Source organism: uncultured Algoriphagus sp., assembly GCF_963974365.1.
GTDB lineage: Bacteria > Bacteroidota > Bacteroidia > Cytophagales > Cyclobacteriaceae > Algoriphagus.
The window spans coordinates 134,868-157,781 of sequence record NZ_CAXBBX010000004.1 but is presented as its reverse complement, the minus strand read 5'-3'; the positions used below and the strand labels follow the sequence as shown (position 1 = coordinate 157,781).

Below are 22,914 nucleotides of genomic sequence, written 5' to 3'. Positions count from 1 at the left end.
TGAAGAATGAATCTTGCTCCAGCCCAGTGATTTCCAAAACTTGCCTCGAGGAAAATCAAATTTCAATTTTAAGTTAACCCATAGCCCCTTAAATTGAAACATTATTTCAAGACATTTGTCTGAATTCGCTCACCTAATCCCAGAAATTTTGGACCACAAGACACTTCTGAAAAAAATAAAACTCAGTATACAGCTGATGGAACTTCACGAAGAAAATCCATTCAAAATCCGCAGCTACCAAAGCGCACTGATTTCCTTGGAACGTGGAGATCAGGATATTATGGAGCTAAGTGGGGCCGAACTTGCCAAGATCCAGGGTGTAGGGAAGAGTATGGTGGATGCTATCCAGCTACTCAAGGAAACTGAAACTTTTCCATTTCTCGAAGAACTGCTGGCTAAAACTCCGGAGGGAATTTTGGAAGTGCTTCAAATCAAAGGCTTGGGACCAAAGAAAGTGAAGACCCTTTGGGAAGAACTTGGAATCACCTCCACACATGAACTGATGGAAGCCTGTCGGTCAGGAAAAGTTGCCAAAATCAAAGGTTTTGGAGAAAAGACTCAAAATACAATCATAGAGAATCTTGAGTTCAAAGCATCAAACTCTGGAAAATGGCTTTATGCAGATATAGCAGGAACTATTGAGAAACTTAAAAATTTCTTGACTGAAATAGCGCCGGATGCCGATTTGGCAATAGTGGGAGATTTTGCCAGGCAACTAGAAATCATCACCGAAGCTGAGTTCCTAGTTGCTTCAGATGAATTAGCTGCTGTAAAATCTAAGATCAAAGGAATGGAGTCCATTGAGTGGGTCTTACTCGAATCAGGACCAAGAACCTTAAGAGGTAAAATGAAGGAAATCGAGTTGAAGGTTGTCGTTCACTTCTGTGCCAAGGAAGATTTTCTTTGGAAAAAACTCTCGCTGATGGCCGCTCCCCTACATTTGGAATCATTGGTTGATGAAAAAGAAACTGTGGCTCAAAAGCTTCAGAAAAAGAATTATTCCAGTGAAGATGAGTTTTTCAGTATCAATAACCTTCAATTTATTCCAGCAGAAATGCGGGAAGGTCTTGGGGAAGTTGAACTTGCTAAGGAAAATAAAATTCCAGAATTACTTGAAGAAAAAGACCTGAAGGGAATACTTCACAATCACTCTACCTATAGTGACGGAAAGCACAGTCTGAGACAAATGGCTGAGTATTGCAGGGAGCTAGGATATGAGTATCTAGGAATCTCAGATCATAGCAAAACTGCTTTTTATGCAGGCGGACTGACAGAAGATCAAATCGTCAAACAACATCAGGAAATCGATGCGCTGAACAAGGAAATGGCCCCTTTCCGGATTTTCAAAGGGATAGAAAGTGATATTCTTTCGGACGGAAAACTGGATTATGCCGACGATGTGCTCGCAAATTTTGACTTTATCGTGGCATCGGTGCACTCCATTCTGAATATGGATATCAAGCGTGCTACTTCTCGTCTGATAACTGCGATTGAGAACCCTTACACTACCATTCTTGGGCATCCAACGGGAAGGTTGCTTTTGCGCCGTCAGGGTTACCCTATCGATCATAAAGCCATAATAGATGCCTGTGCAGCAAATCATGTAGTAATAGAAATCAATGCAAATCCATGGAGATTAGACCTTGACTGGCGTTGGGTGCGCTATGCGATGGATCAGGGTGTAATGCTTTCTATCAATCCGGATGCGCACGCGATGGAAGGTTATGCAGACATGAAATATGGTGTGCTAGTTGGTAGAAAAGGGGGACTGACTAAAGAAATGACGATGAATGCATTGACTGGAGAAGAAATAGCTTACTATTTTGATTCTAGGCTGAAAAAGCTAAAAGTCAAAAAGTAAAAGCATGACTGAAGGCTGGAACTCTTGTATCTTGCAGCCTAATTCTAGAAACAGTACAAATGAAATGGACTAATCACCCACCCAAAACCTTACTCCAACGCTCTTTCTTATTTGGGATCACTGGAATAGTACTCTGCGTTCTTGCATTGCTAAATACGCAGTTTCAAGTACTTCAAGCTCCTATGGGACCTCTCAATGGAGTGGGAATGGCATTACAGTTAGTCGGTTTGAGCTTGGCAGTTTTAGTGATTCGCCAACGAAAATTAGCCCCCGAAATCAAGGAGAGAGCCCAGAAGATGATTGTTGTTTTAGCTGTCGGCTTGTTGTTTTTTATACTGACGCTATAATAATTACGTAATTATTTTTTCTGCTAATAAGATAAAGGGAAATTCATTTACCCTAAATCTTCATATTCTTTGATCTGTACTAGCATTTCCTGGGCTTTCATAATCGGAGTCCATTCGTAGTTTCCAAAGAGAAACTTGAACCAACGCTTATCTTTGCTTTCTAAACGAATATTGGTAAAAAGCCAGACTGCAGTCGTCGCAAAACCCAGGGTGATCACCCCTTGAATAATCCAGAAAATCAGATTTCCCGATCCTATCCAAACCGAACTTAGAAAGAATGTAGTCCAAAAAGGGAGTTGTAACATCAGAATTCTCGTCACCCACATGGTTGAGTTAACCAATTGAGCTATTTTCTTCTGCGTATTCAAGACGGGAGCATTGATATTCACTGAAGAAATCAGTATTAACTGATAGAAATAAATCCCCACCGCAATTTTATTAACCAAAGAAATAAACCCTGCTGAAATCAAAAAGAATGGACTGCCTACTGAAAACAGATTAATAACCAAAACATCCAAAAATAGCACCCACAGAATCCCCATTAACACAGTAAAGATTTTAATTAGACGCATACTCCTCAACTCAGTTTTCACCTTTATTTTAGTAATATCTGAGGCATTTTTACGATTAAAAACCAGTTGTTCTTGAAGCTTTTGATCGTAAGATTTCCAAATTTGCTGTAGTTCTATATCTTCCATGATTACTGTTATTGAGAGGTGAGTTTCTTTTTTAAAAGCTGTTTGATGCGAGAGAGCTTTGTAGCCACATTACTTTCTGAGAGGCCTAGTAGCTCTCCAATTTCGGGATATAAATAACCATCGAGGAAAAGCAGTATCAATGCTCGATCTACTTCTTTTAGCTCTTTGATTAACGTTTGGAGAAGTTGACGATCGTCATTCATCTCGTTTTTATCCTCCACCAAATAAATCGCCGCCTCAGATAACGGGAGTAGAATTTGCTTGCGCTTTGTGGCTTTTCGATAAGCTGAAATAGCCACATTCAGTGCAATTCTATACATCCACGTACTGAGTTTGTATTCTGGATTAAAATTTGGAAAGGATTTCCAAAGCTGGAGAATGATTTCCTGGATTAAGTCCTCCCGATCATCCTTATCCCTACAATAGGAATTTGCCACTTTGTAGATGATCCCTTTATTGGATTCTATGCTGGAAAGAAAAAATTCTTTTTCGTTGGACAAGGACTTGATGGCTAGCTGTAAAACTCTTTCAAACTATTATTCGCAGATCTTTCAAAAAAATCACAGCGATGAAAATAAAATTTAAAAGTGAAACACCCTGAACTAATAGGATGAAACCAAAAAAAGCCCCGAACTCATCATTCGGGGCTTTCAACTATTTAAAGCAACTGATTAATCAGCTTTCTCTTTTTTCTTTACAACAATAGTCAATTCTGTACCTTCTCCAGAATAATCAGCAGTAATAATATCGCCTTCGGAAAGATCTCCTTTCAGGATCTCCTCAGCAATAGCATCTTCAAGGTATTTCTGAATTGCTCTATTTAGCGGTCTCGCTCCATATTGCTGATCATAACCTTTCTCCGCCAAGAATTCTTTGGCTTTCTCGGTCAATTCAATCTTATATCCAAGATCGGTGATTCTAGAGAACAATTTGCCTAAGCTGATATCGATAATTTTAAAGATATGCTCCTTGCTTAGCGAATTGAAGACAACGACATCATCCAATCTATTCAAGAATTCTGGGCTAAACGCCTTTTTCAATGCAGATTGAATTGTAGACTTCATTACCTCATCCATATTGTCAGACTTGGCTTGACTGGCGAAACCAATACCTGCACCGAAATCTTTCAAGTCACGAACTCCAATATTCGAAGTCATGATGATGATCGTATTTCTGAAATCCACTTTTCTACCCAATCCATCAGTCAAGATACCATCATCCAACACTTGAAGAAGGATGTTGAATACATCTGGATGAGCCTTTTCGATTTCATCAAGTAAGACTACAGAATAAGGCTTTCTTCTGACTTTCTCTGTCAACTGTCCACCTTCTTCGTAACCTACATAGCCTGGAGGCGCTCCTACCAATCTCGATACGGAGAATTTCTCCATATACTCAGACATATCTATTCTGATCAAAGAATCATCTTTATCGAAGAGATACGTTGCAAGCATCTTGGCCAGTTCAGTCTTACCCACACCCGTAGGTCCAAGGAAGATAAATGAACCAATCGGCTTTTTAGGATCTTTCAGACCAACTCTAGTTCTCTGAATCGCCTTAGTCAATTTCTTAATCGCTTCATCCTGACCAATCACCTTGCTCGATAGATCACCATTCATACTCAAAAGCTTAGCGCCTTCTTTCTGAGCGATTCTCTTAGCAGGGATTCCAGTCATCATTGCAATCACCTCAGCTACATTGTCTTCCTCAACAGTAAATCTTCTCGACTTACTTTCTTCTTCCCATCTATTCTTTGCAGCTTCTAATTGCTCTAGCAATTTCTTCTCCTTATCACGCAGCTGAGCAGCTTCTTCATATTTCTGAGATTTCACCACACGGTTTTTCTCAGTTTTAATGTCTTCTACTTCAGCTTCAAGTTTCAGAATATCTTCCGGAACATGGATATTATTAATATGGACTCTAGCCCCAGCTTCATCCAAAATATCGATTGCCTTGTCCGGTAAGAATCTATCAGAAATATATCTGTCTGAAAGTTTCACGCAAGCAACTATCGCCTCATCGGTGTAATTGACATTGTGGTGATCTTCGTATTTATCCTTGATATTATTCAGAATTTGCACCGTTTCCTCTGGTGTAGTAGCATCTACCATCACCATTTGGAATCTACGTGCCAAAGCACCATCCTTCTCGATGTACTGACGATATTCATCTAGCGTAGTAGCTCCGATACATTGGATCTCTCCACGTGCCAAAGCTGGCTTGAACATATTGGATGCATCCAAAGATCCTGAAGCACCACCTGCGCCTACAATTGTATGAAGTTCATCAATGAAAAGAATGACATTTGGAGATTTCTCAAGCTCGTTCATCACGGCTTTCATTCTCTCCTCAAACTGTCCTCTATATTTGGTACCAGCTACTAAAGAAGCTAGATCCAAAGTCACTACGCGCTTATTGAATAGCACACGGGAAACTTTCTTTTGAATGATTCTCAATGCTAAACCTTCTGCAATGGCCGTTTTACCTACTCCTGGCTCACCAATTAGTATAGGATTGTTTTTCTTCCTACGGGAAAGAATCTGAGCTACTCGCTCGATTTCTTTCTCACGACCGATGATTGGATCAAGTTTGTCATCTTCAGCCATTTTAGTAAGATCGCGTCCGAAATTATCCAAAACTGGAGTTCTAGACTTCTCAGCTCCAGGCTTAGAAGCCCCAGCTCCACTTCCGGTAGAACCGAAAAGCTTGGAGCCATCGTCATCTCCATCCTCTGCCTCAGCTTTGGAGCGAGGAGGCGTATCGGATGACATTTCCAGCATCTCTTTTACCGAATCGTAATTGATCTCAAATTTATTAAGTATCTGAGTAGCGATATTGTCTTCATCTCTCAAAATCGACAAGAGCAAATGCTCTGTACCAATCAATTGACTTTTGAAGATTTTAGCCTCCAAATACGTAATCTTCAATACCTTCTCTGACTGTCTTGTCAAAGGGATATTCGCCATATTCTTTACGTTGTGATTTGCAGTTCCTTTTACAGCGCGTTCTATAGCGTTCCGCAACTCATCCATTGGCACTCCCAATTTCTTAAGAATGGAAACAGCAACACCTTCTCCTTCGCGAATCATCCCCAACAAGAGGTGCTCTGTGCCAATGTAATCATGTCCAAGGCGAAGAGCTTCTTCGCGGCTAAGAGAGATCACCTCTTTGACTCTGTTCGAAAATTTTGCTTCCATTTAATTCCTATCTGATTGTTTAATAATCCTGTACGTATGTTACCGAATTTGTTTTAAAAACACAATCCTTTTACAGATTGTTCAATGTTTTTTTACAGACTTTAAGACAATGCCTTTTGATGCAGGGCCTTCGCAAAACAACAAATCCAGAATGCTCAGGTTGGGATCAAAGTCTAAGCCAAAAAGTTGGAAATAGGACTCAGGCTGATAGTAACCTCTCTCTGAAAAGGGCTCTGAGGGCACCAATTGTCCCCTTATGTCCTGCACCAAAGAAAGATCCTCATCTTTATCTTGCACCCGCATCTTGACAGGCATTCCAAGAAGTTTGAGACAGATTGTCAGCAAATCCCAGTTTAGATCCCACAAACTCTCCGGATTTTGCTGGAAAACCTTTTCGAAATAAGGGAAATAATATTCAAAGAAAGGCGCTTTCCCATATGCGCTTTGAATTCCGCGCAGGTGGATTTTCGCCCAATTCTGTGTGTAATCGATCTTAATCTTTTTGAGAGAGATCCGAGGTCTTCTGCCTTGAATCGGGACGCTCAGCGTACCGGTTTTATTCGCTAGACGAATTTGAGTTCGGTTGAAATAGGACTGTCTTTGATATCGTTCCTCTGGAAAAAAGAGCAACTCCTCCGCATCAGCAATAGCCGCAAAAAACTCAAGGTTTGGGAAATAATGCAGATCAACAGCAATTCTTTTTAACATCCTAATCTAAATCTTCCAGTTTGCCAAGTCCTTCACGAACCACATCCACTTCGCCGCCGGTGCAATCCAGAACGGTAGATCCAATGTTTTGTCCATACCCCCCATCAATCACTAAATCCACTAGGTGCTCATATTTCTCAAAAATCAATTCGGGATCTGTGCTGTATTCTATCACTTCATCCTCATCGTTGATGGAGGTAGTGAGGATGGGATGCCCCAATTCCTCAACAAGCATTCGAGGCACATTATGATCAGGAACCCTGATTCCTATTGTCTTTTTTTTGCTGTGAAGAATCTTCGGCACTTGATTACTAGCCTCCAAAATAAATGTAAATGGGCCTGGGAGGCCTTTTTTCATCATTTTAAAAACTGATTTATCAATCATCTTTGTGAACTGAGAAATATTGCTCAGATCTGCGCAAATGATTGAAAAGTTATGTTTTTTGGGATTAATACCCTTAATCTTACAAATTCGCTCTACTGCTCTCAAATTCATAATATCACAGCCCATACCGTAAACGGTGTCCGTAGGGTAAATCACCACTCCCCCATCACGAAGGGTTTCGGCGATTTTTCTGATCTTATCAGGGTCCGGATTTTCTTCATATAATCGAATCAATTCAGCAGGCATATTTTTTTTTATCTATTTGGCCTAAATGATGCTAATCGCCTTTCTTCCTAGTTTATCTATCGGGAAGACCGAAGACGGTTGACTGAAGCAGCATCAATTCAAGTGTTCACCATCCAATAAGTCGAGTTATATCTTTTTCGGGTGCAATTGAGGTTATATATTTCCCTGTCATTTTCTCGTTTAATTAACTAACTGTCTTTGGATATTGTTCCAATTTGCAACTAAGTCCTCTACTATGGGGATATCAGCGGCAGCCCAGTCCAGCGACTTTAATTCATGCTTAGTTAGCCATTTGACTTCTTCATGCTCGAGCAAAACAACTTCGCCACTTTCCCAACTACACACAAATGGCATCAATCGTACCATTTGAGTCGGAGAGTAAGAATGTTGATTTGATTTTAAGGAGAAAAAAACTTTTACCCTTATCCCCAACTCCTCCTTGATTTCCCTTTGTAAGCAAACTTCTGGACTTTCACCTTCTTCAATTTTTCCTCCCGGAAATTCCCACAATCCAGGTAATGACATAAACACAGAACGCTTTGCACAAAGTACTTTATCATCTAAAATAATCAGAGCACAGGTAACGGAAATCACTCCCATGGAAAATGGATTTATGTAGAAAGGTATAATTCCATTGCCTCATGCACAAACTCCTACTTAGATTTTTCCTTATTTTTGCCACCAGTATGCAAAGCGAAAAAAGAAAAAACGTCTACCTCGTCCTAGTCATTGGTTTTTCAGTGATGGCTATCTCTCTGAGTTTCTATTTCTACCAGATTTTTTTCAGCCCAAATGTGCTGATAGAATCTGATCAGAATTATATGCTGAAAATCGGAAGTAACGATACTTTCAAAACAGTTTCAAACAAGCTATATGATGACCATGTTGTAAATGATTTGGTGAGTTTTGGGTTTCTATCAAAAGCACTGGGTTATCAGGATGCAGTGAAACCAGGTCTTTATACCATTACACCAAAAATGACCAACCTCGAATTGGTACGGCTACTAAGATCTGGAAAGCAAACTCCGATTCGGGTCACATTTAACAACGTAAGGACCAAGGAAGACTTAGCTGAGAAAATCACAGCTAATATGGAGCTGTCTGAAGCGCAGTTTTTAGCGCTAGTTCAGGATTCGGTGTATATCCGAAAGTTTGATTTCGATGAAGAAACTATCATGAGCATGTTCATTCCAAACACCTACGAACTTTGGTGGAACACCAGTGCAGAGGCCCTTTTCGATAGAATGTATCGAGAATACACCAGCTTTTGGACTGAAGAAAGAAAGCAAAAAGCAAGTTTACTCGGCCTAAACCCCAAAGAAGTAAGCACGCTCGCTAGCATCGTACAGGCAGAAAGTCAAAAATCAGACGAAAGACCCAGAATAGCAGGCGTGTATTTGAATAGACTTAAACTAGGAATGCCATTACAGGCAGACCCGACCTTAGTGTTCGCCTTAGGAGATTTTGAATTGAAACGCGTTCTGAATGTCCACAAAGAAACCGACAGTCCTTATAATACTTACCTGTATGCCGGGCTTCCTCCAGGACCAATTAATCTACCAGACATCAACTCTTTGGATGCTGTCTTGAATGCTGAATCTCATGACTATTTATATTTTTGCGCAAAAGAGGACTTCTCTGGCTATCATGCATTTGCCACCAATTTAGCTCAGCATAATGCAAATGCGAGAAGGTATCAAGCTGCTCTAAATTCAGCAAAAATCTACTAGCGATGTACTCTGCAGAAACCCAAATCCGAGTGAGATACGCAGAGACTGACCAGATGAGTTATGTCTATTATGGCAACTATGCGATGTATTTCGAAGTGGCCAGGGTAGAAGCCATGCGCAGTATTGGGTTTTCCTATAAAGAAATGGAAGATGAAGGGGTAATGATGCCTGTGTTAGAAAGTCATTTCCGATATGTCAAACCAGGTAAGTACGATGAGCTTCTCACGATTAAAACCACGATCCCTACACTTCCAGGAGTAAGGATTCGATTTGAATATCAAGTATTTAATGAGCAGCAAGATCTAATTACGGAAGGATGGACAGTCCTCACTTTCCTTAAAAAAGACAGTCATCGCCCAACAAGACCTCCACAGAATTTGTTAGCTTTATTGAAATCGCATTTTCAAGAAGTAGGATAAAGTGATCAAAACAAAAATCCTTAGGTTAGAAGTCAGGATTCTTTGGCAAGCTCGCAAGCTGAAGAAAATCCATTTCGGTGACCCCGATAAAAACCTCTACGATGTTGGGCGTATATTTTTGATTCAACTTCAAAAAGATGACATCATCGAGAGGGCAGGATCCATGGCATTTAGCTATACGATCGCTTTATTTCCGATGATCCTTTTTCTGCTGAACCTAATACCCTATTTGCAGGATATTTTCCCTTACATCACTACTCAAAATATCCTTACGTTCACACAGGAAATTCTACCTGAGGAAATTTACGTGCAGTCCGAAGGCACTATCATGGATATTGTATCCAAGCCAAGGCAAAGCTTACTTTCGCTTGGGTTTTTCTTTGCCTTATTTGCTTCTATGCAAGGCGCCGTTTCTATGATGAATTCCTTTAATTCAGTCTATCAGACGAAAGAAAATAGGGGCTTTTTCCAAAGTAGAGGAATAGCAGTAAGCATAGTAATTATACTTGCCCTCACTGTAATCACAGCAAGTTTGGTAATGATCCTAGGTGGTATGATCATCAGCAGACTCGATGAAATGCAAGTTTTCAACTCTGGATTTATGATTTTCTTGTTTTCCAGTCTGAAGTTTATGATTCTTCTTTTCATGTTTTACATCGCTACAGCCTTCATTTTTAGATTTGCCCCAGCTGTCCACGATAAATGGAAGTTTTTTTCCATTGGAGCAAAACTTGCAGGACTTCTAACCACACTAGGCTTTTACGGTTTCACTTTTTACCTAAATAATTTCGCCAGTTATAACCGTCTGTATGGCTCTATCGGCACATTGATAGCCCTGATGCTATGGCTGCTGATCACCTCGATCATTATCATAGTTTGCTTTGAAGTAAATGTGAGCATGGACTTGGTGGAGGAAAATAAAAAAAGAAAAGGAAGTTCGGATACTGAGGAGCTGATCAATCAGGAGAAAAAAATCTTAGCTGAATAAAACGCCCTATGAAAATGCTAAAAACACGATCGATCGAGACAAAATTTATAAAATTTCAAAATTAATCTCAATACAATCAGATGGTTATGATAAAAAGGTTAAATGTGTTTTGCAAAAGTTTACTTTTATCCTACTTTTGCATTCCTATTCGGGCACAAACCTGAAGACGACCTAGAGGAATGGCAGAGCGGTCGAATGCGGCGGTCTTGAAAACCGTTGTACCGTGAGGTACCGGGGGTTCGAATCCCTCTTCCTCTGCACTATAAAACCCTAACTATCTGAAATATTGAGAGTTAGGGTTTTTATTTTTGAAATGACAGCTCTTTTAATAGCGAATTTCTCCTTATCAAATCCCTGCCATTATCCCTTGGATGGCTTGAAATACAGCAGTCAGAATCTTAACTCACCGCATATAAAAACCAGCTTTGCTTGAGTATAAGACGGATCCTTGACCGAATAAGTAATTTATCCAGGAATCAAGCGTTTGGGTTAACCAGCAGTATCAATTGAATTCGAGTACTATAATTTAGTGTGGGGTTGATCAAGCCAATAAGAATAGTCAACATACTTCCAACTGATTTTCAATATTTTAGTCCGACATCACCCCCCAATAGCTGCTCCTTATTACATCAACGGGTGGTTTTGGGAAAGGGAAAAAAAGCAGGAAGATCAGCCAGAAAAGAATTCATTTTGCTTAATATTGAGATTAAATTACTCTTTAATTTACACCATGGGAAAAATCATTGCCATAGCCAATCAAAAAGGCGGAGTAGGCAAAACTACCACAGCGATGAACCTGGCGGCTAGTTTGGCAGTCCTGGAATATAAAACCCTGGTGATTGACGCAGATCCTCAGGCTAATACAACCTCCGGATTGGGTCATGATCCCAAGACCATCAACACCAGTATCTATGAATGCATGGTGGATGGAATTGACGTAAAAGAGATCATCCACAAAACTGAACTTGAATTCTTGGATTTGGTGCCGTCGCACATCGATTTAGTCGGTGCTGAGGTAGAGATGATCAACTTAGACAATAGGGAAGAAAAGATGAAAGAGGTCATCCAAGAGCTCAAGCCCCTCTATGACTTCATTATTATTGATTGTTCCCCTTCCTTAGGATTGATTACTATCAATGCACTTACTGCCGCTAATTCAGTAATTATCCCCGTACAATGTGAGTATTTTGCATTAGAAGGTTTGGGAAAATTATTAAACACGATAAAAATCATCCAAACTAGGCTAAATCCTGATTTGGAGATTGAAGGCATCCTACTCACCATGTATGATGTGAGACTTCGTCTGTCAAACCAAGTGGTAGAGGAAGTGAGATTACATTTCAAAAACATGGTTTTTGAAACCATCATCCCTCGAAACGTGAGATTGAGCGAAGCTCCTAGTTTTGGTTTACCAGCTATCTCCTTCGATGCAGATGGAAAGGGCGCAGTGGCCTATCTTAATCTAGCGGGAGAAATAGTGCAAAAAAATGATGTACATAAAGTGACCAAATAACTATGTCAGATAATAAACCTAACCGAAAAAAAAGTGTCTTGGGAAGAGGTCTTGGAGCTTTACTTGAAGATAGTCCTGCCAAGCACAAATCTGAGGAAATTTTACCTGAGGTAGTTAAAACTGGGATTTTCGAAATCCCTCTTGAACAAATACAAGTCAATCCTTTTCAGCCTCGTGTTCACTTCGATAAGGATGCCTTGGCAGAACTCGCAGAATCGATCAAGGTGCAAGGGATTATTCAGCCTATAACTGTTAGAAAACTTGACGTTAACGAATATCAGCTAATCTCTGGTGAAAGAAGGTTTCAAGCTTCAAAAATTGCAGGATTAACTCAAATCCCGGCTTATGTCCGTACTGCCAATGACCAGCAAATGCTGGAAATGGCACTTATAGAAAATATTCAGCGAGAGAATTTAAATGCGCTCGAGATCGCACAATCCTACCAGCGTTTGCTAGCAGAATGTGACTTAAAGCAAGAAGAACTCGGTGACCGAGTTGGGAAAAACAGAACGACTGTAAATAATTACCTACGACTGCTCAAGCTTCCCCCGACAATCCAAGGCGCAATCCGAGACCAGCAATTGTCTATGGGCCACGCACGGGCATTGATCAATGTAGAGGATGTAGGTATACAGTTGGCAATTTTCAAAAAAGCTGTAGAAGAGCAACTGAGTGTTCGTCAAGTAGAAGCATTGGTGAAAGCATTGAGCGAAGGAAAGCCAGAGAAACCGGCTGCACCAGAGCTCGATCCAGTAAGAAAATATGAGATCAATAAGCTTCAACAGCGACTTGCATCCCATTTCGGAACTAAAGTGGCTCTAAAAACCAATACAAAAAACAAGGGCGAAATTAAAATCCCTTTCAACTCTGCATCTGATCTAAATAGAATTCTGGAAATACTGGAAATCATCTAACCTTGAAGATTACCTTTTCTCATAGCTCATTTTATTCTAAAGCCCCGCTTATTTTAGTGGGATTTTTGCTTTTTTGTTTAAGCTTTGGCCAAGCTTCTTTAGCGCAAGAATCAACTCCGCCACCTCCTGTAGTAGAAAGAAAAAAAACACCTGAGGCGAAACCGGATTACTCCTTGCTTCCTAAGAATCCAAAGAAAGCAACTATACTTTCTGCAATTTTGCCTGGAGCAGGCCAAGTCTATAACGGAAAATCCTGGAAGGTGCCGCTGATCTACGGAGGCATTATCACCGACGTTTATTTCATCAATTTCAACAACCGCCGCTATCAAGTTTTCAAACAAGCTCTTTCTGATTTTGACGATGAGCTCCCAACTGATTTCCCTAGTTTAAATAGAGACGGGCTCGTGAGAAATGTAAACTATTGGAGAAAAAGTCGAGATCTTTGCTATCTCGTTTTGGTTGGTATCTACGCACTAAATTTAATCGATGCAAATGTAGATGCCCATTTGTCTGGTTTTGATGTCTCAGATGATATTGCACTGAAATTTGAACCTCACTATGAAAGCTTCTCTTCAAACAATAAATCAATAGGACTTTCAGTAAAACTCAACTTCTAAACATGAACATATTACTTTTAGGCTATGGGAAAATGGGACAACTGATTGGTCAGTTGTCAGAATCCCGTGGCCATAGCATTGCTAGAAAAATCAATATAGACAATCTTGACGAGCTCAATTCATTGGATTCCAGCACTATCGATGTCGCGATAGAATTCAGTCAGCCTGAAGCAGCCGTTGATAACATCAAGTGGGCTATCGAGCGAGGCATTCCTATTGTATCAGGTACCACTGGATGGCTAGATCAAAAGCCAGCACTTGAGCAGCTAACTCTAGCTAATAATGGAGCATTCTTTTACGCTTCAAACTACAGTATCGGAGTCAATATCTTTTTCAAAGTCAATGAATTCCTCGCAAAGCTTATGAATGAGACCACAGGCTATAAAAGCTCCATAGAAGAGATTCACCATACAGCAAAAAAAGATGCCCCTTCTGGCACAGCAATTACTTTAGCCGAAGGCATAATCAAAAACATGAACGATCTGAACAGCTGGAATCTGTCCGAGGGTATGAGCGAAACTGAACACTCTCTTCCTATTACGTCAAAACGGATAGACCCAGCTCCAGGAACACATATCATCCGCTATTCGTCTGAAATCGACGATATTGAAATCACACACACAGCACATAGCCGTCAGGGGTTTGCCCTTGGCGCAATTTTGGTGGCGGAGTGGATTCAAGGAAAGAAAGGCGTGCTTTCTATGGATGATTTTCTATCTTTCTGAACTTAAAAACCAATTATGAGTAAGTCAACAAAAAAGAAGTCAGCTGCCCGGGAATGGGGTGATGCGTTGATTTTTGCAGTAGTAGCAGCCAGTTTGATTCGTTGGCTACTTTTAGAACCTTTCACTATCCCTACAGCTTCAATGGAGAAATCACTTTTAGTAGGTGATTTTCTATTTGTTAGCAAAATGCACTATGGAACACGATTCCCCATGACTCCATTGCAAGTTCCACTCACTCATCAGAAAGTTTGGGGAACAGAAATCCCTTCCTATTCAGATGCTATTCAACTTCCATATTACAGACTTCCTGGTTTTTCTGATGTAGAAAGAAATGATGTTGTTGTTTTCAATTATCCGGTTGAATTTCAATACCCGACAGATTTAAAAACAAATTACATCAAACGTGCAATTGGGATTTCGGGAGATATTATAGAAGTGAGAGGTGGCGATGCTTATGTAAATAATGAGCTTGCTCCAAAACCGGTTGAGATGCAGTACTCCTACGATGTGATCACCAATCGCCCTCTTACAGAAGATTTCTTCTACGATTATGGAGTTAACCCTGAAAGTCATTACAATTTTAGCGATGGTTCAGGATACTTGGTGTTTGCTACGGAAGAAATGATCAAAAGATTGGAATCATCCCCAGTAATAACTTCAGTGACAAAACATATCGAGAAAAATGGGGGAGACTCAACTATCTTCCCTGATGGATTGGCGCTAGGTTGGAATCGTGATAACTACGGTCCACTAAAGATCCCAGCACAAGGCTGGACAATAGATATGACCGCTGAAAATGTAATGAAATACAGCTTCACCATTGAAAAATATGAAGGTAATGAGAATGTAGAAGTGAAGGAAGGACAACTATTCATCGATGGTCAAAAAGTAGATAGCTATACCTTCAAGCAAAATTATTACTTCATGATGGGAGACAATAGACATGACTCATTGGATTCTCGCTTCTGGGGTTTTGTCCCGGAAGATCACATTGTAGGAAAAGCTTGGTTCCTTTGGCTTTCACTAGACAAATATGAATCCATGTTTAGTAAAATTCGCTGGAGTCGAATATTCAACGGAATAGATTAATCTTGAAAAGCCCTGGAAAACTTCAGGGCTTTTTCTTTTACCATTTTATTGGTTCAATTCCATGATTTGCTAAATACTCATTCGCTTTTGAAAAATGCTTACTTCCAAAAAAACCTCGATAGGATGAGAGTGGGCTAGGATGTGGAGCTTTTAAGATCAAGTGCTTATTGGAATCAATCAAAGCAGATTTCTTCTGAGCATATGCCCCCCAAAGCAAAAAAACAATGTTTTCACGCTTCTTGCTTAAGGTTTGTATTACCTCATCAGTGAATTCTTCCCAACCCTTTTTTTGATGCGAACCAGCTTCATGAGCACGCACAGTTAAAGTTGCATTTAGCAAAAACACACCCTGATCAGCCCATCTGGTTAAGTCTCCATTTGCAGGGATAGGTATACCAAGGTCAGCTTGTATTTCTTTGAAAATGTTCAAAAGGCTTGGAGGAAATGGAATTCCAGGCTTCACTGAAAAGGACAAGCCATGTGCCTGACCAGGGCCGTGATATGGGTCCTGCCCGAGAATCACTACTTTGACAGAATCAAGTGGGCAATGGTCGAACGCACTAAATATATCTTTACTAGCGGGAAAAACATTTGAAGTACTATACTCGTACTTCACATCAGCAACTAGGTCTTTAAAGAACTTTTTTTCAAATAAGTGCTTTAATGCTTCTTTCCAGCTTGGTTCTAAGTTGATTTCCATCAGGATTAATTGATTGTAAACTTAAAATAGTATCTTTAAAAACTTCTAAATTGTTTAATATGGTAATTGCAGTTACGTCTGGTATCCAAGTAAGTGTTGAAGTTACTTATCAATCAGAATTCTCTAGTCCACATCAGCATCATTTCGTATTTACTTACAAGGTAACTATTGAAAACAAAAGCAACCAAACCGTTCAGCTTTTGCGAAGAAGATGGGAAATCTCTGATGCTGCGGAAATCAAGAAAATAGTTGAAGGCGACGGAGTTGTCGGTCAGCAGCCCATTTTAGAACCTGGCGAATCTCATAGCTACGTATCTGGGTGCAATCTAAAATCAGGCTTAGGTAAGATGACTGGAGTTTATTACATGGAAAAACTATTTGATGGCCACAAATTCGAAGTAGCAATTCCTGAATTCCAAATGATTGCTAGTTACTTCCAAAACTGATTTGCAAAAATTCGTTTACCCGCTTCTATCCTATCTGGTCTATTGGCTAAAAAGGGAGGATAAGTATTCCTTACAATCCCCACTTCTATTTCATACTTATCAAAACCTTTTCAGCTTTATTGAGAATAGAAAAAGCGAAGATCTAGATATTGAAGCCTACAGAAACCAGCTTCTTTCATCGAATCAATTAATTGAAGTGGAAGATTTAGGAGCGGGATCCAAACGAGTCAATACTGCCAAAAGAAAGGTTGCTGACATCACAAAATTCAGCACGAGTAATCGAAGATTTGCCCAACTCTATCAGTTTTTCTGCTCCCAAACGGCAGCGGAAACGGTTCTAGAGTTGGGAACCTGCATGGGGATCAGTAGCAGGTATCTATCCAGAGTTACCCAGGGAAAACTTTACACATTCGAAGGCTCCAAGGGAATTGCCGAAATAGCCAATCCCAGGCAAGGATTTGAAAATGTGAATTTGATCATCGGCGAGCTCTCCAAAACGCTTCCACACACCTTAAATTCGGTAGAAAAAGTAGATTTCGCATTGATCGATGCAACGCATACTTACGAAGGAACGATGATGTACTTTGAGCAAATTATCGCAAAATCACATTTGAAAACAATCATTGCAATCGGAGACATACATTGGTCTAATGAAATGGAGAAGGCGTGGAATGCTATCAAAACCAAACCAGAGGTTCGGCTTAGTCTGGATTTCTACGAATGTGGAATTGTGTATCTAGACTCCCCAGGTGAAAAAACTGATTACATCCTAAATTTTTGAGTTCTCTAAGATCATAAAGACCTCAGACCCCAACCGTTCAGGAATAGAATTATAGCAAGGAGAGATCATTTTCACTTCAAAGTACTTCTCAAAAAGCTGTTTATACTCACCAATTTTTCCGCCAAAAGGAGGACCATCAAAGTCAAACTCCCTAGCAAACCAAACTCCTGCCAATTTCCCTCCAGGCTTGAGCAGAGATTGCATTTTCAATGCATAGGTGGTTCGGAGACTGAGATCAAGCGCGCAGAAGAAAGTCTGTTCCAAAATCAAATCATAAGAACCTTCATGGTCAAAGAAATTTTGCTGATGAATCTGAGTGAGCGGAAAGTTCGGGTTTGATGCTTTGAATCTCAGAAGTGGGACATTAGAGAAATCCAGCAGATGTATATTTTTGAAACCAGCATCCCAGGCATAAGCAGCTTCAAAGCCTGACCCGGCACCCGGAACGAGCACTTCTATAGTTTTATTTTGAATTTGGTCTAAATATTGCACAAGTGGAGGTGAAGCATAACCTATATCCCAACCTGTTTTGCCTGTAGCATACCTTTTAGTCCAATAATCTTTGTCTAAAAAAGCCATTTTAACGCCTAATTTGAAATGAATACTGAATTTGAGAATAACAAACCTGAAAAGAAAGACCAGGGCAAAAACATCATCATAATCGTATTGGTGCTCTTAGTAATAATAAGTGGCATCAAACTGTACACAGATTATGTAGATCGTACCAAAAAATCAGAAGAAATCTTGCTCCTCTCTACGGAAAACAATGATTTGAACAAGCGTCTTGATTCTGTCACGTATCAACTCGATCTAAGAATTCAGGAAATCGAAAAGCTTGGAGGTGATGTACAAGCACTTGAGGAAGTACGCGATCAGCTTATTGCTGAGAGAAATACCTCAAGACAAAGAAGCTCTTCTGAGATAACAGCTTTAAATGAAAAAATCAAAAGCTACAATAGTATGATTGTAGAGAAGGATCAGGAGATTTTGGAGTTGCGAGCAGTTAATCAGCAGCTTTTTACAGAAAATCAAGATCTAAAAACCACACAGGCAGAAATAGAAGAAGAAGTCGCTCAACTCAATCTTCAAAAGGAAGATCTGCAAGCCAAGGTCAATGTTGCGTCCATGCTGAAAGCAGAAAACATTGAAATTGCTGCAGTGAATTCGAAGGGCAAAGAGCGTGTGGAGACTACGAAGGACTTTAAGAATCGTCAAATAGAAAGAATAAAAGTCAGCTTTAACCTAGCGGATAATAAAGTAGCTGAAAAAGGCCCAAGAAACATCTATGTGCAGGTTTTAGCCCCAAATGAACAACCAATATTCGATGTAGCTAAAGGTTCTGGTACGTTTATGATGCAGGGAGCAGAGCAGTTTTATACTGTAAAGCAAGATGTGATTTTTGATAACACAGAGCAGGAGTTAACATTTTTCTATGAAAAAGGTACCGATTACGTATCTGGAACACATCAGGTCAAAATATTTGTAGATAATTACGAAGTCGGCTCAAAGACTTTCACAGTGAAATAATTCAAGCCTCCTTCGGGAGGCTTTTTTTTGACCTTCTAGCAATTTTGGTTTCGCTAGTTGTTTGGAATACAGCGATTTTTCCCCTACTTTTGCATCCTGTTTATTAAATTCCTTAAACACATTAAAAAAATGTTCCAAAGAAATTACGAGACGGTATTCATTTTAACTCCCGTTTTATCTGATGTTCAGATGAAGGATACTGTCGACAAGTTTGTGAACTTGTTAAAAGAACTGGGGGCAGACGTTATTAATGTGGAAAATTGGGGTCTTAAGAAAATGGCTTATACCATTGAGAAAAAGACTACTGGTTTCTACGTTATGGTTGAATTCAAGGCCGATCCTACGCTCATTCGCAAATTCGAAGTAGAATTTAGAAGAGATGAGAAAGTGATGAGATTCTTGACTACTGTTTTGGATAAGCATTCAATTGTTTATGCCGAAAGAAGAAGAAAAGGAGAGTTTAACAAAAAAGTTGAAGCTAAGGAGGAAGCCACCAAATGACATTAGTTAACGAGCCAATCAATAGAGGCGAAATCAGAAAAAAGTATTGCCGATTCAAGAAGCACGGCATCAAGTACATTGACTACAAGGATCCTAATTTCTTGTTGAAGTTTGTCAATGAGCAAGGTAAAATTCTTCCAAGAAGACTTACTGGTAACTCTGCGAAATTCCAGAGAAAAGTAGCTCAGGCTATCAAAAAAGCAAGACATTTGGCGTTGTTGCCATTCGTAACCGATGGGTTGAAATAATCGTCCAATCACAAAAGATCATTACAAATGGAAATCATACTAAAAACAGACATCAAAGGTCTTGGCTATAAGAATGACTTGGTAGCTGTAAAGCCAGGGTACGGAAGAAATTACTTGATCCCTCAAGGTTTCGCTGTACTTGCCACTGGATCTAACAAGAAAATTCTTGCTGAGAATATCAAGCAAGCTGCTCACAAAGCAGAAAAGATTAAAACTGAAGCTCAGAATATCGCAGAAAAACTTGAAGCTCTTACCTTAGAGATCAAAGCGAAAATCGGTGAATCAGGTAAAATCTTCGGTAAGGTAACTACGTTGCAGATTGCTGATGCATTAGCAGCTCAAGGTATCGACATCGACAGAAAGAAAATCTCTATCAATACACCAGTTGATGGTGCTGGAGAATTTGCTGCAGAAGTTGATCTTCACAGAGAAGTGAAAACTAACGTTAAATTCAACGTATCAGGAGAATAATCACTCCTCACATTGATAAAAATAAAAACCCCGATTAATCGGGGTTTTTTTTATGCTTAATTCAGTGCTTTTTCAAAGCTCTCAACAAGTTTCTTTGAAACCGCCTTGCTATTTTTCTCTCTAGCTTCTTTGAACAAAGCAAGAGCAGCCTGCCCTTTCTCGATCACACCTACTGGATTGTGATCATTCTGAAAACTCACCCAACACCAAGACAGCTCAGCTGCCAATGTTTCTGATTTCAACTTTGTTAACTTCTGCACCACTTCAGGTACTGTTTTTTCTAATTTCTCAACTTGCATAGTGAATAAAGGTTTAGTCGTTTCTTTCAATATTTCGACAAAAATGTATATTAATTCCGGATTACACAACATAAACACCTCAGCGTTAACAATTTCGCAATTCAAGACCTATTTAATTCTTATTAATGAAACAGCAATCTCATAATAAATTAAAGGCTTGTGCTTGTATAAACAGGATTACAGGCCACTATTTCCAGCTGATTCAAAGGTAATTAGCCGAAAAATATAAAAATGTTTCTGTGTGGGTTTGGAATAAATGGAATGACATTCTACCTTTGTGAAACTTTAAGGGAAACCCACAAGGAATCTCAAATAGACTGGCTTATGGTGTAACTGGCAACACGTCTGATTTTGGTTCAGAAGAGTCCAGGTTCGAGCCCTGGTAAGCCAACTAGAAAGTAAAAAGCCGCTGAAAATTCAGCGGCTTTTTTTATTTTTTCGTAACATCTAAGACAACCTACTCATCTCCAAAACTTGAATTAGCTTCTTTAAATCTTCAGGGGTATTAAAGACATTCACTGAGATTCTCAAATTCCCACCTCTAGTAGAAACAGAGATTCTATTTTCCTGCAGATTATTTTTCAATAGCTCAGGATCAATATCCTCAGGAAGCTTTAAGCCAAAAAGATGATGAGATGTGTATTGTTCATCTTCAAGTACTACATTTCTGCTTTTCAAGTAATCGTAAAGCGGTGCAGTGAGCTCATTGCAATATTTCTCTATTTCCGCCACAGTCCATTCGTTGATCTGCTTCAGCGAGGCATTTAGCATAGGCAAAAGAATAAAATTACTCATTTCCCCTACATTATATCTACCCGAATCCTCCGTGTACTCATGATCGTATTTGGTAAGATTCCCAAAATCCTGCGAATTGGTTCGATTGAGCCAAGATTCCTCTAATGGCTTGCCACCGTCAAAAGCATGCCCGAAGTAGGAAATCCCCATTCCATATGGTCCAAAAAGCCATTTGTAACTAGCGCAGATCAATGCATCGATCTTAAATCGCTTGACATCCATCTCTGCTGCTCCAGTTGATTGAGTTCCATCCACAATAAAGATCGCCCCCACAGTTTTACACTTCTGCCCTATGCTTTCAAGATCAAACTTCAACCCGTTCATCCAATGCACAGAAGACATCAGTACCACCGCAGTCTCAGGAGTGATACTGTCCAGTAAATTCTTATTCCAGCTTTCACCTGGAGTTGGAGCATCAGCATCTGGACCGACTACTTTAAGTAAAGCCTGATTTCTGTAGCACCAAGTTTTAAGGGAAAAATAACCACTGGGAAACTCATCTTCCAGCACGATCGCATGCTGCCCCGGTTCACATGAAATATTCCCAAGTGCAGTAGCAAACCCATAAGAACTTGATGGAATCAATGCTACTTGAAAAGGATCGCAATTGACTAGCTCCGCAAAGCTTGACTTAACTTCTCTTGCCTCTGTGAAAAAATCCTGCGGGCTTATGTTGGTCGGGTTTCGTTCCCGAATAAGCGCCTGAACAGCGGCTTTCTCAGCAGACTTCATGAGAGGTCCTTTGTATCCGCAATTGAGGTAATGAATATCAGGATCAAGACTAAATAGGTGTTTCTGAGAATCCATAGTATTTAATTTAATTCCATTTAATGCAGCATTAAATCTTGCTGAAGTGATGTTGCAATCAGTCAAAACTAAAATGAGATTATTCTAATCCTAACTAAGAGCCAGCATCGGTCACCTGACGTCTGACATCCAGGCATTCACTACATTTTATTATAATCAATAGTTGATTACTCTAACACACGTAATCTATAAGCGTTCATTGCATATCTTCCTAAATGCTCCGTCAGACGATAATTTGCGATAGCTCCCACTCCTGCTCCCACGACAGGAATCAACTGAGCCAGTTTCGCAAGATCAATGTAATCTCTATAATCCAATTGGAAAGTCTTCCAGTCGAACTCCTTGAAGTCTTTTGGCAGCGTCTCTCGATACTCTTCCCAGTTTTCTATCAGGCCAATCAAATCATTTCTTCTTTGCTGGCTAGAAAAACTAAGCTGAAAAACATACAGAAGAAAAAGTCTCTCCTGAAAATCTTTTGTATCAAAACCGTAAAGAGCTGCTATATCAAAAAGCATCTTCATTTTGATCGTCAGAAACGCCGGAAAATCTGCAAAACCCATCAATATGCCTCCAGCTCCGGTCACAGCTCCTTCCACAGAAGCAGTGTTTCTATACCACTTGATTCTACTTCTTACTTTGAATTCCCGCTGCTTTAAAGTCAAACTCTCATCTGGTTTTGGAACAATCCAGCTCGAGCCAGTAAGCACTACTTTAACCATATTCTCAATGGCTGCTGTCACTACTTTGTGGACTTTCTCAGGAATCCAGCTATTGATTTTATTCTGTACCCCATGCGTGAGCCTGCCGCCCAAACCTGGTTTTTTCTTGAGTTGATGCTGCCAAAGCGCGAGCTCTGCATGGGTATAATGTAAGTAGGAGTCCATTGAGTCAAATTATGTATT

The 22,914-nt window shown here is 39.9% G+C and carries 27 protein-coding genes and 2 tRNA genes; 18 read left to right on the top strand and 11 right to left on the bottom strand.

Features of this window, described 5'->3' with window-relative positions; genetic code table 11:
• Nucleotides 1-196 precede the first annotated feature (196 nt).
• Nucleotides 197-1,861 (top strand): helix-hairpin-helix domain-containing protein, encoded by a 1,665-nt coding sequence (locus AACZ87_RS06960; RefSeq protein WP_339865970.1) that lies wholly within the window; start codon nucleotides 197-199, stop codon nucleotides 1,859-1,861.
• Between the two features lie 59 nt (nucleotides 1,862-1,920).
• Entirely contained in the window at nucleotides 1,921-2,208 is a 288-nt protein-coding gene (locus AACZ87_RS06955) for a hypothetical protein (RefSeq protein ID WP_339865969.1), read from the top strand.
• A 47-nt stretch (nucleotides 2,209-2,255) separates the two neighbouring features.
• On the opposite strand, the gene AACZ87_RS06950 is transcribed toward AACZ87_RS06955, so the two are convergent.
• The 6 genes from AACZ87_RS06950 to AACZ87_RS06925 all read right to left on the bottom strand — a co-directional run bounded on the left by AACZ87_RS06950 (nucleotide 2,256) and on the right by AACZ87_RS06925 (nucleotide 8,042).
• Nucleotides 2,256-2,906, bottom strand: coding sequence for a hypothetical protein (locus tag AACZ87_RS06950; RefSeq protein WP_339865968.1), 651 nt, complete (start codon nucleotides 2,904-2,906; stop codon nucleotides 2,256-2,258).
• Nucleotides 2,907-2,914: 8 nt separating this feature from the next.
• Entirely contained in the window at nucleotides 2,915-3,406 is a 492-nt protein-coding gene (locus AACZ87_RS06945; RefSeq protein WP_339865967.1) for a sigma-70 family RNA polymerase sigma factor, read from the bottom strand.
• Between the two features lie 171 nt (nucleotides 3,407-3,577).
• Nucleotides 3,578-6,103, bottom strand: coding sequence for an ATP-dependent Clp protease ATP-binding subunit (locus tag AACZ87_RS06940; protein WP_339865966.1), 2,526 nt, complete (start codon nucleotides 6,101-6,103; stop codon nucleotides 3,578-3,580).
• An 81-nt stretch (nucleotides 6,104-6,184) separates the two neighbouring features.
• Complete coding sequence (locus AACZ87_RS06935) at nucleotides 6,185-6,811, bottom strand: WbqC family protein (RefSeq protein ID WP_339865965.1); 627 nt, start codon at nucleotides 6,809-6,811, stop codon at nucleotides 6,185-6,187.
• A 1-nt stretch (nucleotide 6,812) separates the two neighbouring features.
• Nucleotides 6,813-7,442 carry an L-threonylcarbamoyladenylate synthase gene (locus tag AACZ87_RS06930; RefSeq protein WP_339865964.1) on the bottom strand — a complete coding sequence of 210 codons (630 nt, stop codon included), beginning with the start codon at nucleotides 7,440-7,442 and terminating at the stop codon, nucleotides 6,813-6,815.
• Nucleotides 7,443-7,622: 180 nt separating this feature from the next.
• Nucleotides 7,623-8,042, bottom strand: coding sequence for a (deoxy)nucleoside triphosphate pyrophosphohydrolase (locus tag AACZ87_RS06925; protein WP_339865963.1), 420 nt, complete (start codon nucleotides 8,040-8,042; stop codon nucleotides 7,623-7,625).
• An 86-nt stretch (nucleotides 8,043-8,128) separates the two neighbouring features.
• Between AACZ87_RS06925 and mltG the strand changes: the two genes are divergently transcribed.
• The 9 genes from mltG to lepB all read left to right on the top strand — a co-directional run bounded on the left by mltG (nucleotide 8,129) and on the right by lepB (nucleotide 15,437).
• The gene (gene mltG, locus AACZ87_RS06920; protein WP_339866224.1) at nucleotides 8,129-9,172 is read left to right on the top strand and encodes an endolytic transglycosylase MltG; all 1,044 of its coding nucleotides are present in this window, start codon (nucleotides 8,129-8,131) and stop codon (nucleotides 9,170-9,172) included.
• Nucleotides 9,173-9,174: 2 nt separating this feature from the next.
• Complete coding sequence (locus tag AACZ87_RS06915) at nucleotides 9,175-9,591, top strand: thioesterase family protein (protein WP_339865962.1); 417 nt, start codon at nucleotides 9,175-9,177, stop codon at nucleotides 9,589-9,591.
• Nucleotides 9,592-9,595: 4 nt separating this feature from the next.
• Nucleotides 9,596-10,579, top strand: a complete 984-nt coding sequence (locus tag AACZ87_RS06910) for a YihY/virulence factor BrkB family protein (RefSeq protein ID WP_339866223.1) — start codon at nucleotides 9,596-9,598, stop codon at nucleotides 10,577-10,579.
• Nucleotides 10,580-10,752: 173 nt separating this feature from the next.
• A tRNA-Ser gene (locus AACZ87_RS06905) sits at nucleotides 10,753-10,837 on the top strand.
• Nucleotides 10,838-11,309: 472 nt separating this feature from the next.
• Nucleotides 11,310-12,092 carry an AAA family ATPase gene (locus AACZ87_RS06900; protein ID WP_339865961.1) on the top strand — a complete coding sequence of 261 codons (783 nt, stop codon included), beginning with the start codon at nucleotides 11,310-11,312 and terminating at the stop codon, nucleotides 12,090-12,092.
• A gap of 2 nt (nucleotides 12,093-12,094) precedes the next feature.
• Nucleotides 12,095-13,006: a ParB/RepB/Spo0J family partition protein gene (locus AACZ87_RS06895; RefSeq protein WP_339865960.1), complete on the top strand. Its 912-nt coding sequence runs from the start codon at nucleotides 12,095-12,097 to the stop codon at nucleotides 13,004-13,006.
• A gap of 2 nt (nucleotides 13,007-13,008) precedes the next feature.
• Nucleotides 13,009-13,623, top strand: a complete 615-nt coding sequence (locus tag AACZ87_RS06890) for a DUF5683 domain-containing protein (protein ID WP_339865959.1) — start codon at nucleotides 13,009-13,011, stop codon at nucleotides 13,621-13,623.
• A 2-nt stretch (nucleotides 13,624-13,625) separates the two neighbouring features.
• Nucleotides 13,626-14,348: a 4-hydroxy-tetrahydrodipicolinate reductase gene (gene dapB / locus AACZ87_RS06885; RefSeq protein ID WP_339865958.1), complete on the top strand. Its 723-nt coding sequence runs from the start codon at nucleotides 13,626-13,628 to the stop codon at nucleotides 14,346-14,348.
• 15 nt (nucleotides 14,349-14,363) lie between these two features.
• Nucleotides 14,364-15,437, top strand: a complete 1,074-nt coding sequence (lepB, locus tag AACZ87_RS06880; RefSeq protein ID WP_339865957.1) for a signal peptidase I — start codon at nucleotides 14,364-14,366, stop codon at nucleotides 15,435-15,437.
• A gap of 37 nt (nucleotides 15,438-15,474) precedes the next feature.
• On the opposite strand, the gene ung is transcribed toward lepB, so the two are convergent.
• Entirely contained in the window at nucleotides 15,475-16,137 is a 663-nt protein-coding gene (ung, locus tag AACZ87_RS06875) for a uracil-DNA glycosylase (protein WP_339865956.1), read from the bottom strand.
• Nucleotides 16,138-16,196: 59 nt separating this feature from the next.
• Between ung and apaG the strand changes: the two genes are divergently transcribed.
• Together apaG and AACZ87_RS06865 are read left to right on the top strand one after the other, a co-directional pair.
• A complete protein-coding gene (gene apaG / locus AACZ87_RS06870; protein ID WP_339865955.1) occupies nucleotides 16,197-16,583 on the top strand; it encodes a Co2+/Mg2+ efflux protein ApaG in 387 nt (128 codons plus the stop codon).
• Nucleotide 16,584: 1 nt separating this feature from the next.
• Nucleotides 16,585-17,364, top strand: a complete 780-nt coding sequence (locus AACZ87_RS06865) for a class I SAM-dependent methyltransferase (protein ID WP_339865954.1) — start codon at nucleotides 16,585-16,587, stop codon at nucleotides 17,362-17,364.
• On the opposite strand, the gene AACZ87_RS06860 is transcribed toward AACZ87_RS06865, so the two are convergent.
• On the bottom strand, nucleotides 17,353-17,943 hold the full coding sequence (locus AACZ87_RS06860; RefSeq protein ID WP_339865953.1) for a methyltransferase domain-containing protein: 591 nt from the start codon (nucleotides 17,941-17,943) through the stop codon (nucleotides 17,353-17,355). The genes AACZ87_RS06865 and AACZ87_RS06860 overlap by 12 nt on opposite strands.
• Nucleotides 17,944-17,961: 18 nt before the next feature.
• Between AACZ87_RS06860 and AACZ87_RS06855 the strand changes: the two genes are divergently transcribed.
• From AACZ87_RS06855 to rplI, 4 genes are all read left to right on the top strand, one after another.
• Complete coding sequence (locus tag AACZ87_RS06855) at nucleotides 17,962-18,891, top strand: hypothetical protein (protein ID WP_339865952.1); 930 nt, start codon at nucleotides 17,962-17,964, stop codon at nucleotides 18,889-18,891.
• A gap of 129 nt (nucleotides 18,892-19,020) precedes the next feature.
• Nucleotides 19,021-19,392: a 30S ribosomal protein S6 gene (rpsF, locus tag AACZ87_RS06850; RefSeq protein ID WP_091695017.1), complete on the top strand. Its 372-nt coding sequence runs from the start codon at nucleotides 19,021-19,023 to the stop codon at nucleotides 19,390-19,392.
• The gene (gene rpsR, locus AACZ87_RS06845) at nucleotides 19,389-19,640 is read left to right on the top strand and encodes a 30S ribosomal protein S18 (RefSeq protein WP_057937597.1); all 252 of its coding nucleotides are present in this window, start codon (nucleotides 19,389-19,391) and stop codon (nucleotides 19,638-19,640) included. The genes rpsF and rpsR overlap by 4 nt, the downstream gene beginning before the upstream one ends.
• Nucleotides 19,641-19,667: 27 nt before the next feature.
• Nucleotides 19,668-20,111 (top strand): 50S ribosomal protein L9, encoded by a 444-nt coding sequence (gene rplI, locus AACZ87_RS06840; protein ID WP_091695020.1) that lies wholly within the window; start codon nucleotides 19,668-19,670, stop codon nucleotides 20,109-20,111.
• 56 nt (nucleotides 20,112-20,167) lie between these two features.
• Here rplI and AACZ87_RS06835 read toward each other — a convergent pair whose 3' ends face one another.
• The gene (locus AACZ87_RS06835; RefSeq protein ID WP_339865951.1) at nucleotides 20,168-20,410 is read right to left on the bottom strand and encodes a hypothetical protein; all 243 of its coding nucleotides are present in this window, start codon (nucleotides 20,408-20,410) and stop codon (nucleotides 20,168-20,170) included.
• Nucleotides 20,411-20,728: 318 nt separating this feature from the next.
• On the opposite strand from AACZ87_RS06835, the gene AACZ87_RS06830 reads away from it, so the two are divergent.
• Nucleotides 20,729-20,801 (top strand) — tRNA-Gln (locus AACZ87_RS06830).
• A gap of 56 nt (nucleotides 20,802-20,857) precedes the next feature.
• Here the strand turns inward: AACZ87_RS06830 and AACZ87_RS06825 are convergent.
• Together AACZ87_RS06825 and AACZ87_RS06820 are read right to left on the bottom strand one after the other, a co-directional pair.
• Entirely contained in the window at nucleotides 20,858-22,012 is a 1,155-nt protein-coding gene (locus AACZ87_RS06825; RefSeq protein WP_339865950.1) for an aminotransferase class V-fold PLP-dependent enzyme, read from the bottom strand.
• A 167-nt stretch (nucleotides 22,013-22,179) separates the two neighbouring features.
• Nucleotides 22,180-22,896: an EcsC family protein gene (locus AACZ87_RS06820; RefSeq protein ID WP_339865949.1), complete on the bottom strand. Its 717-nt coding sequence runs from the start codon at nucleotides 22,894-22,896 to the stop codon at nucleotides 22,180-22,182.
• Between the last annotated feature and the right edge of the window lie 18 nt (nucleotides 22,897-22,914).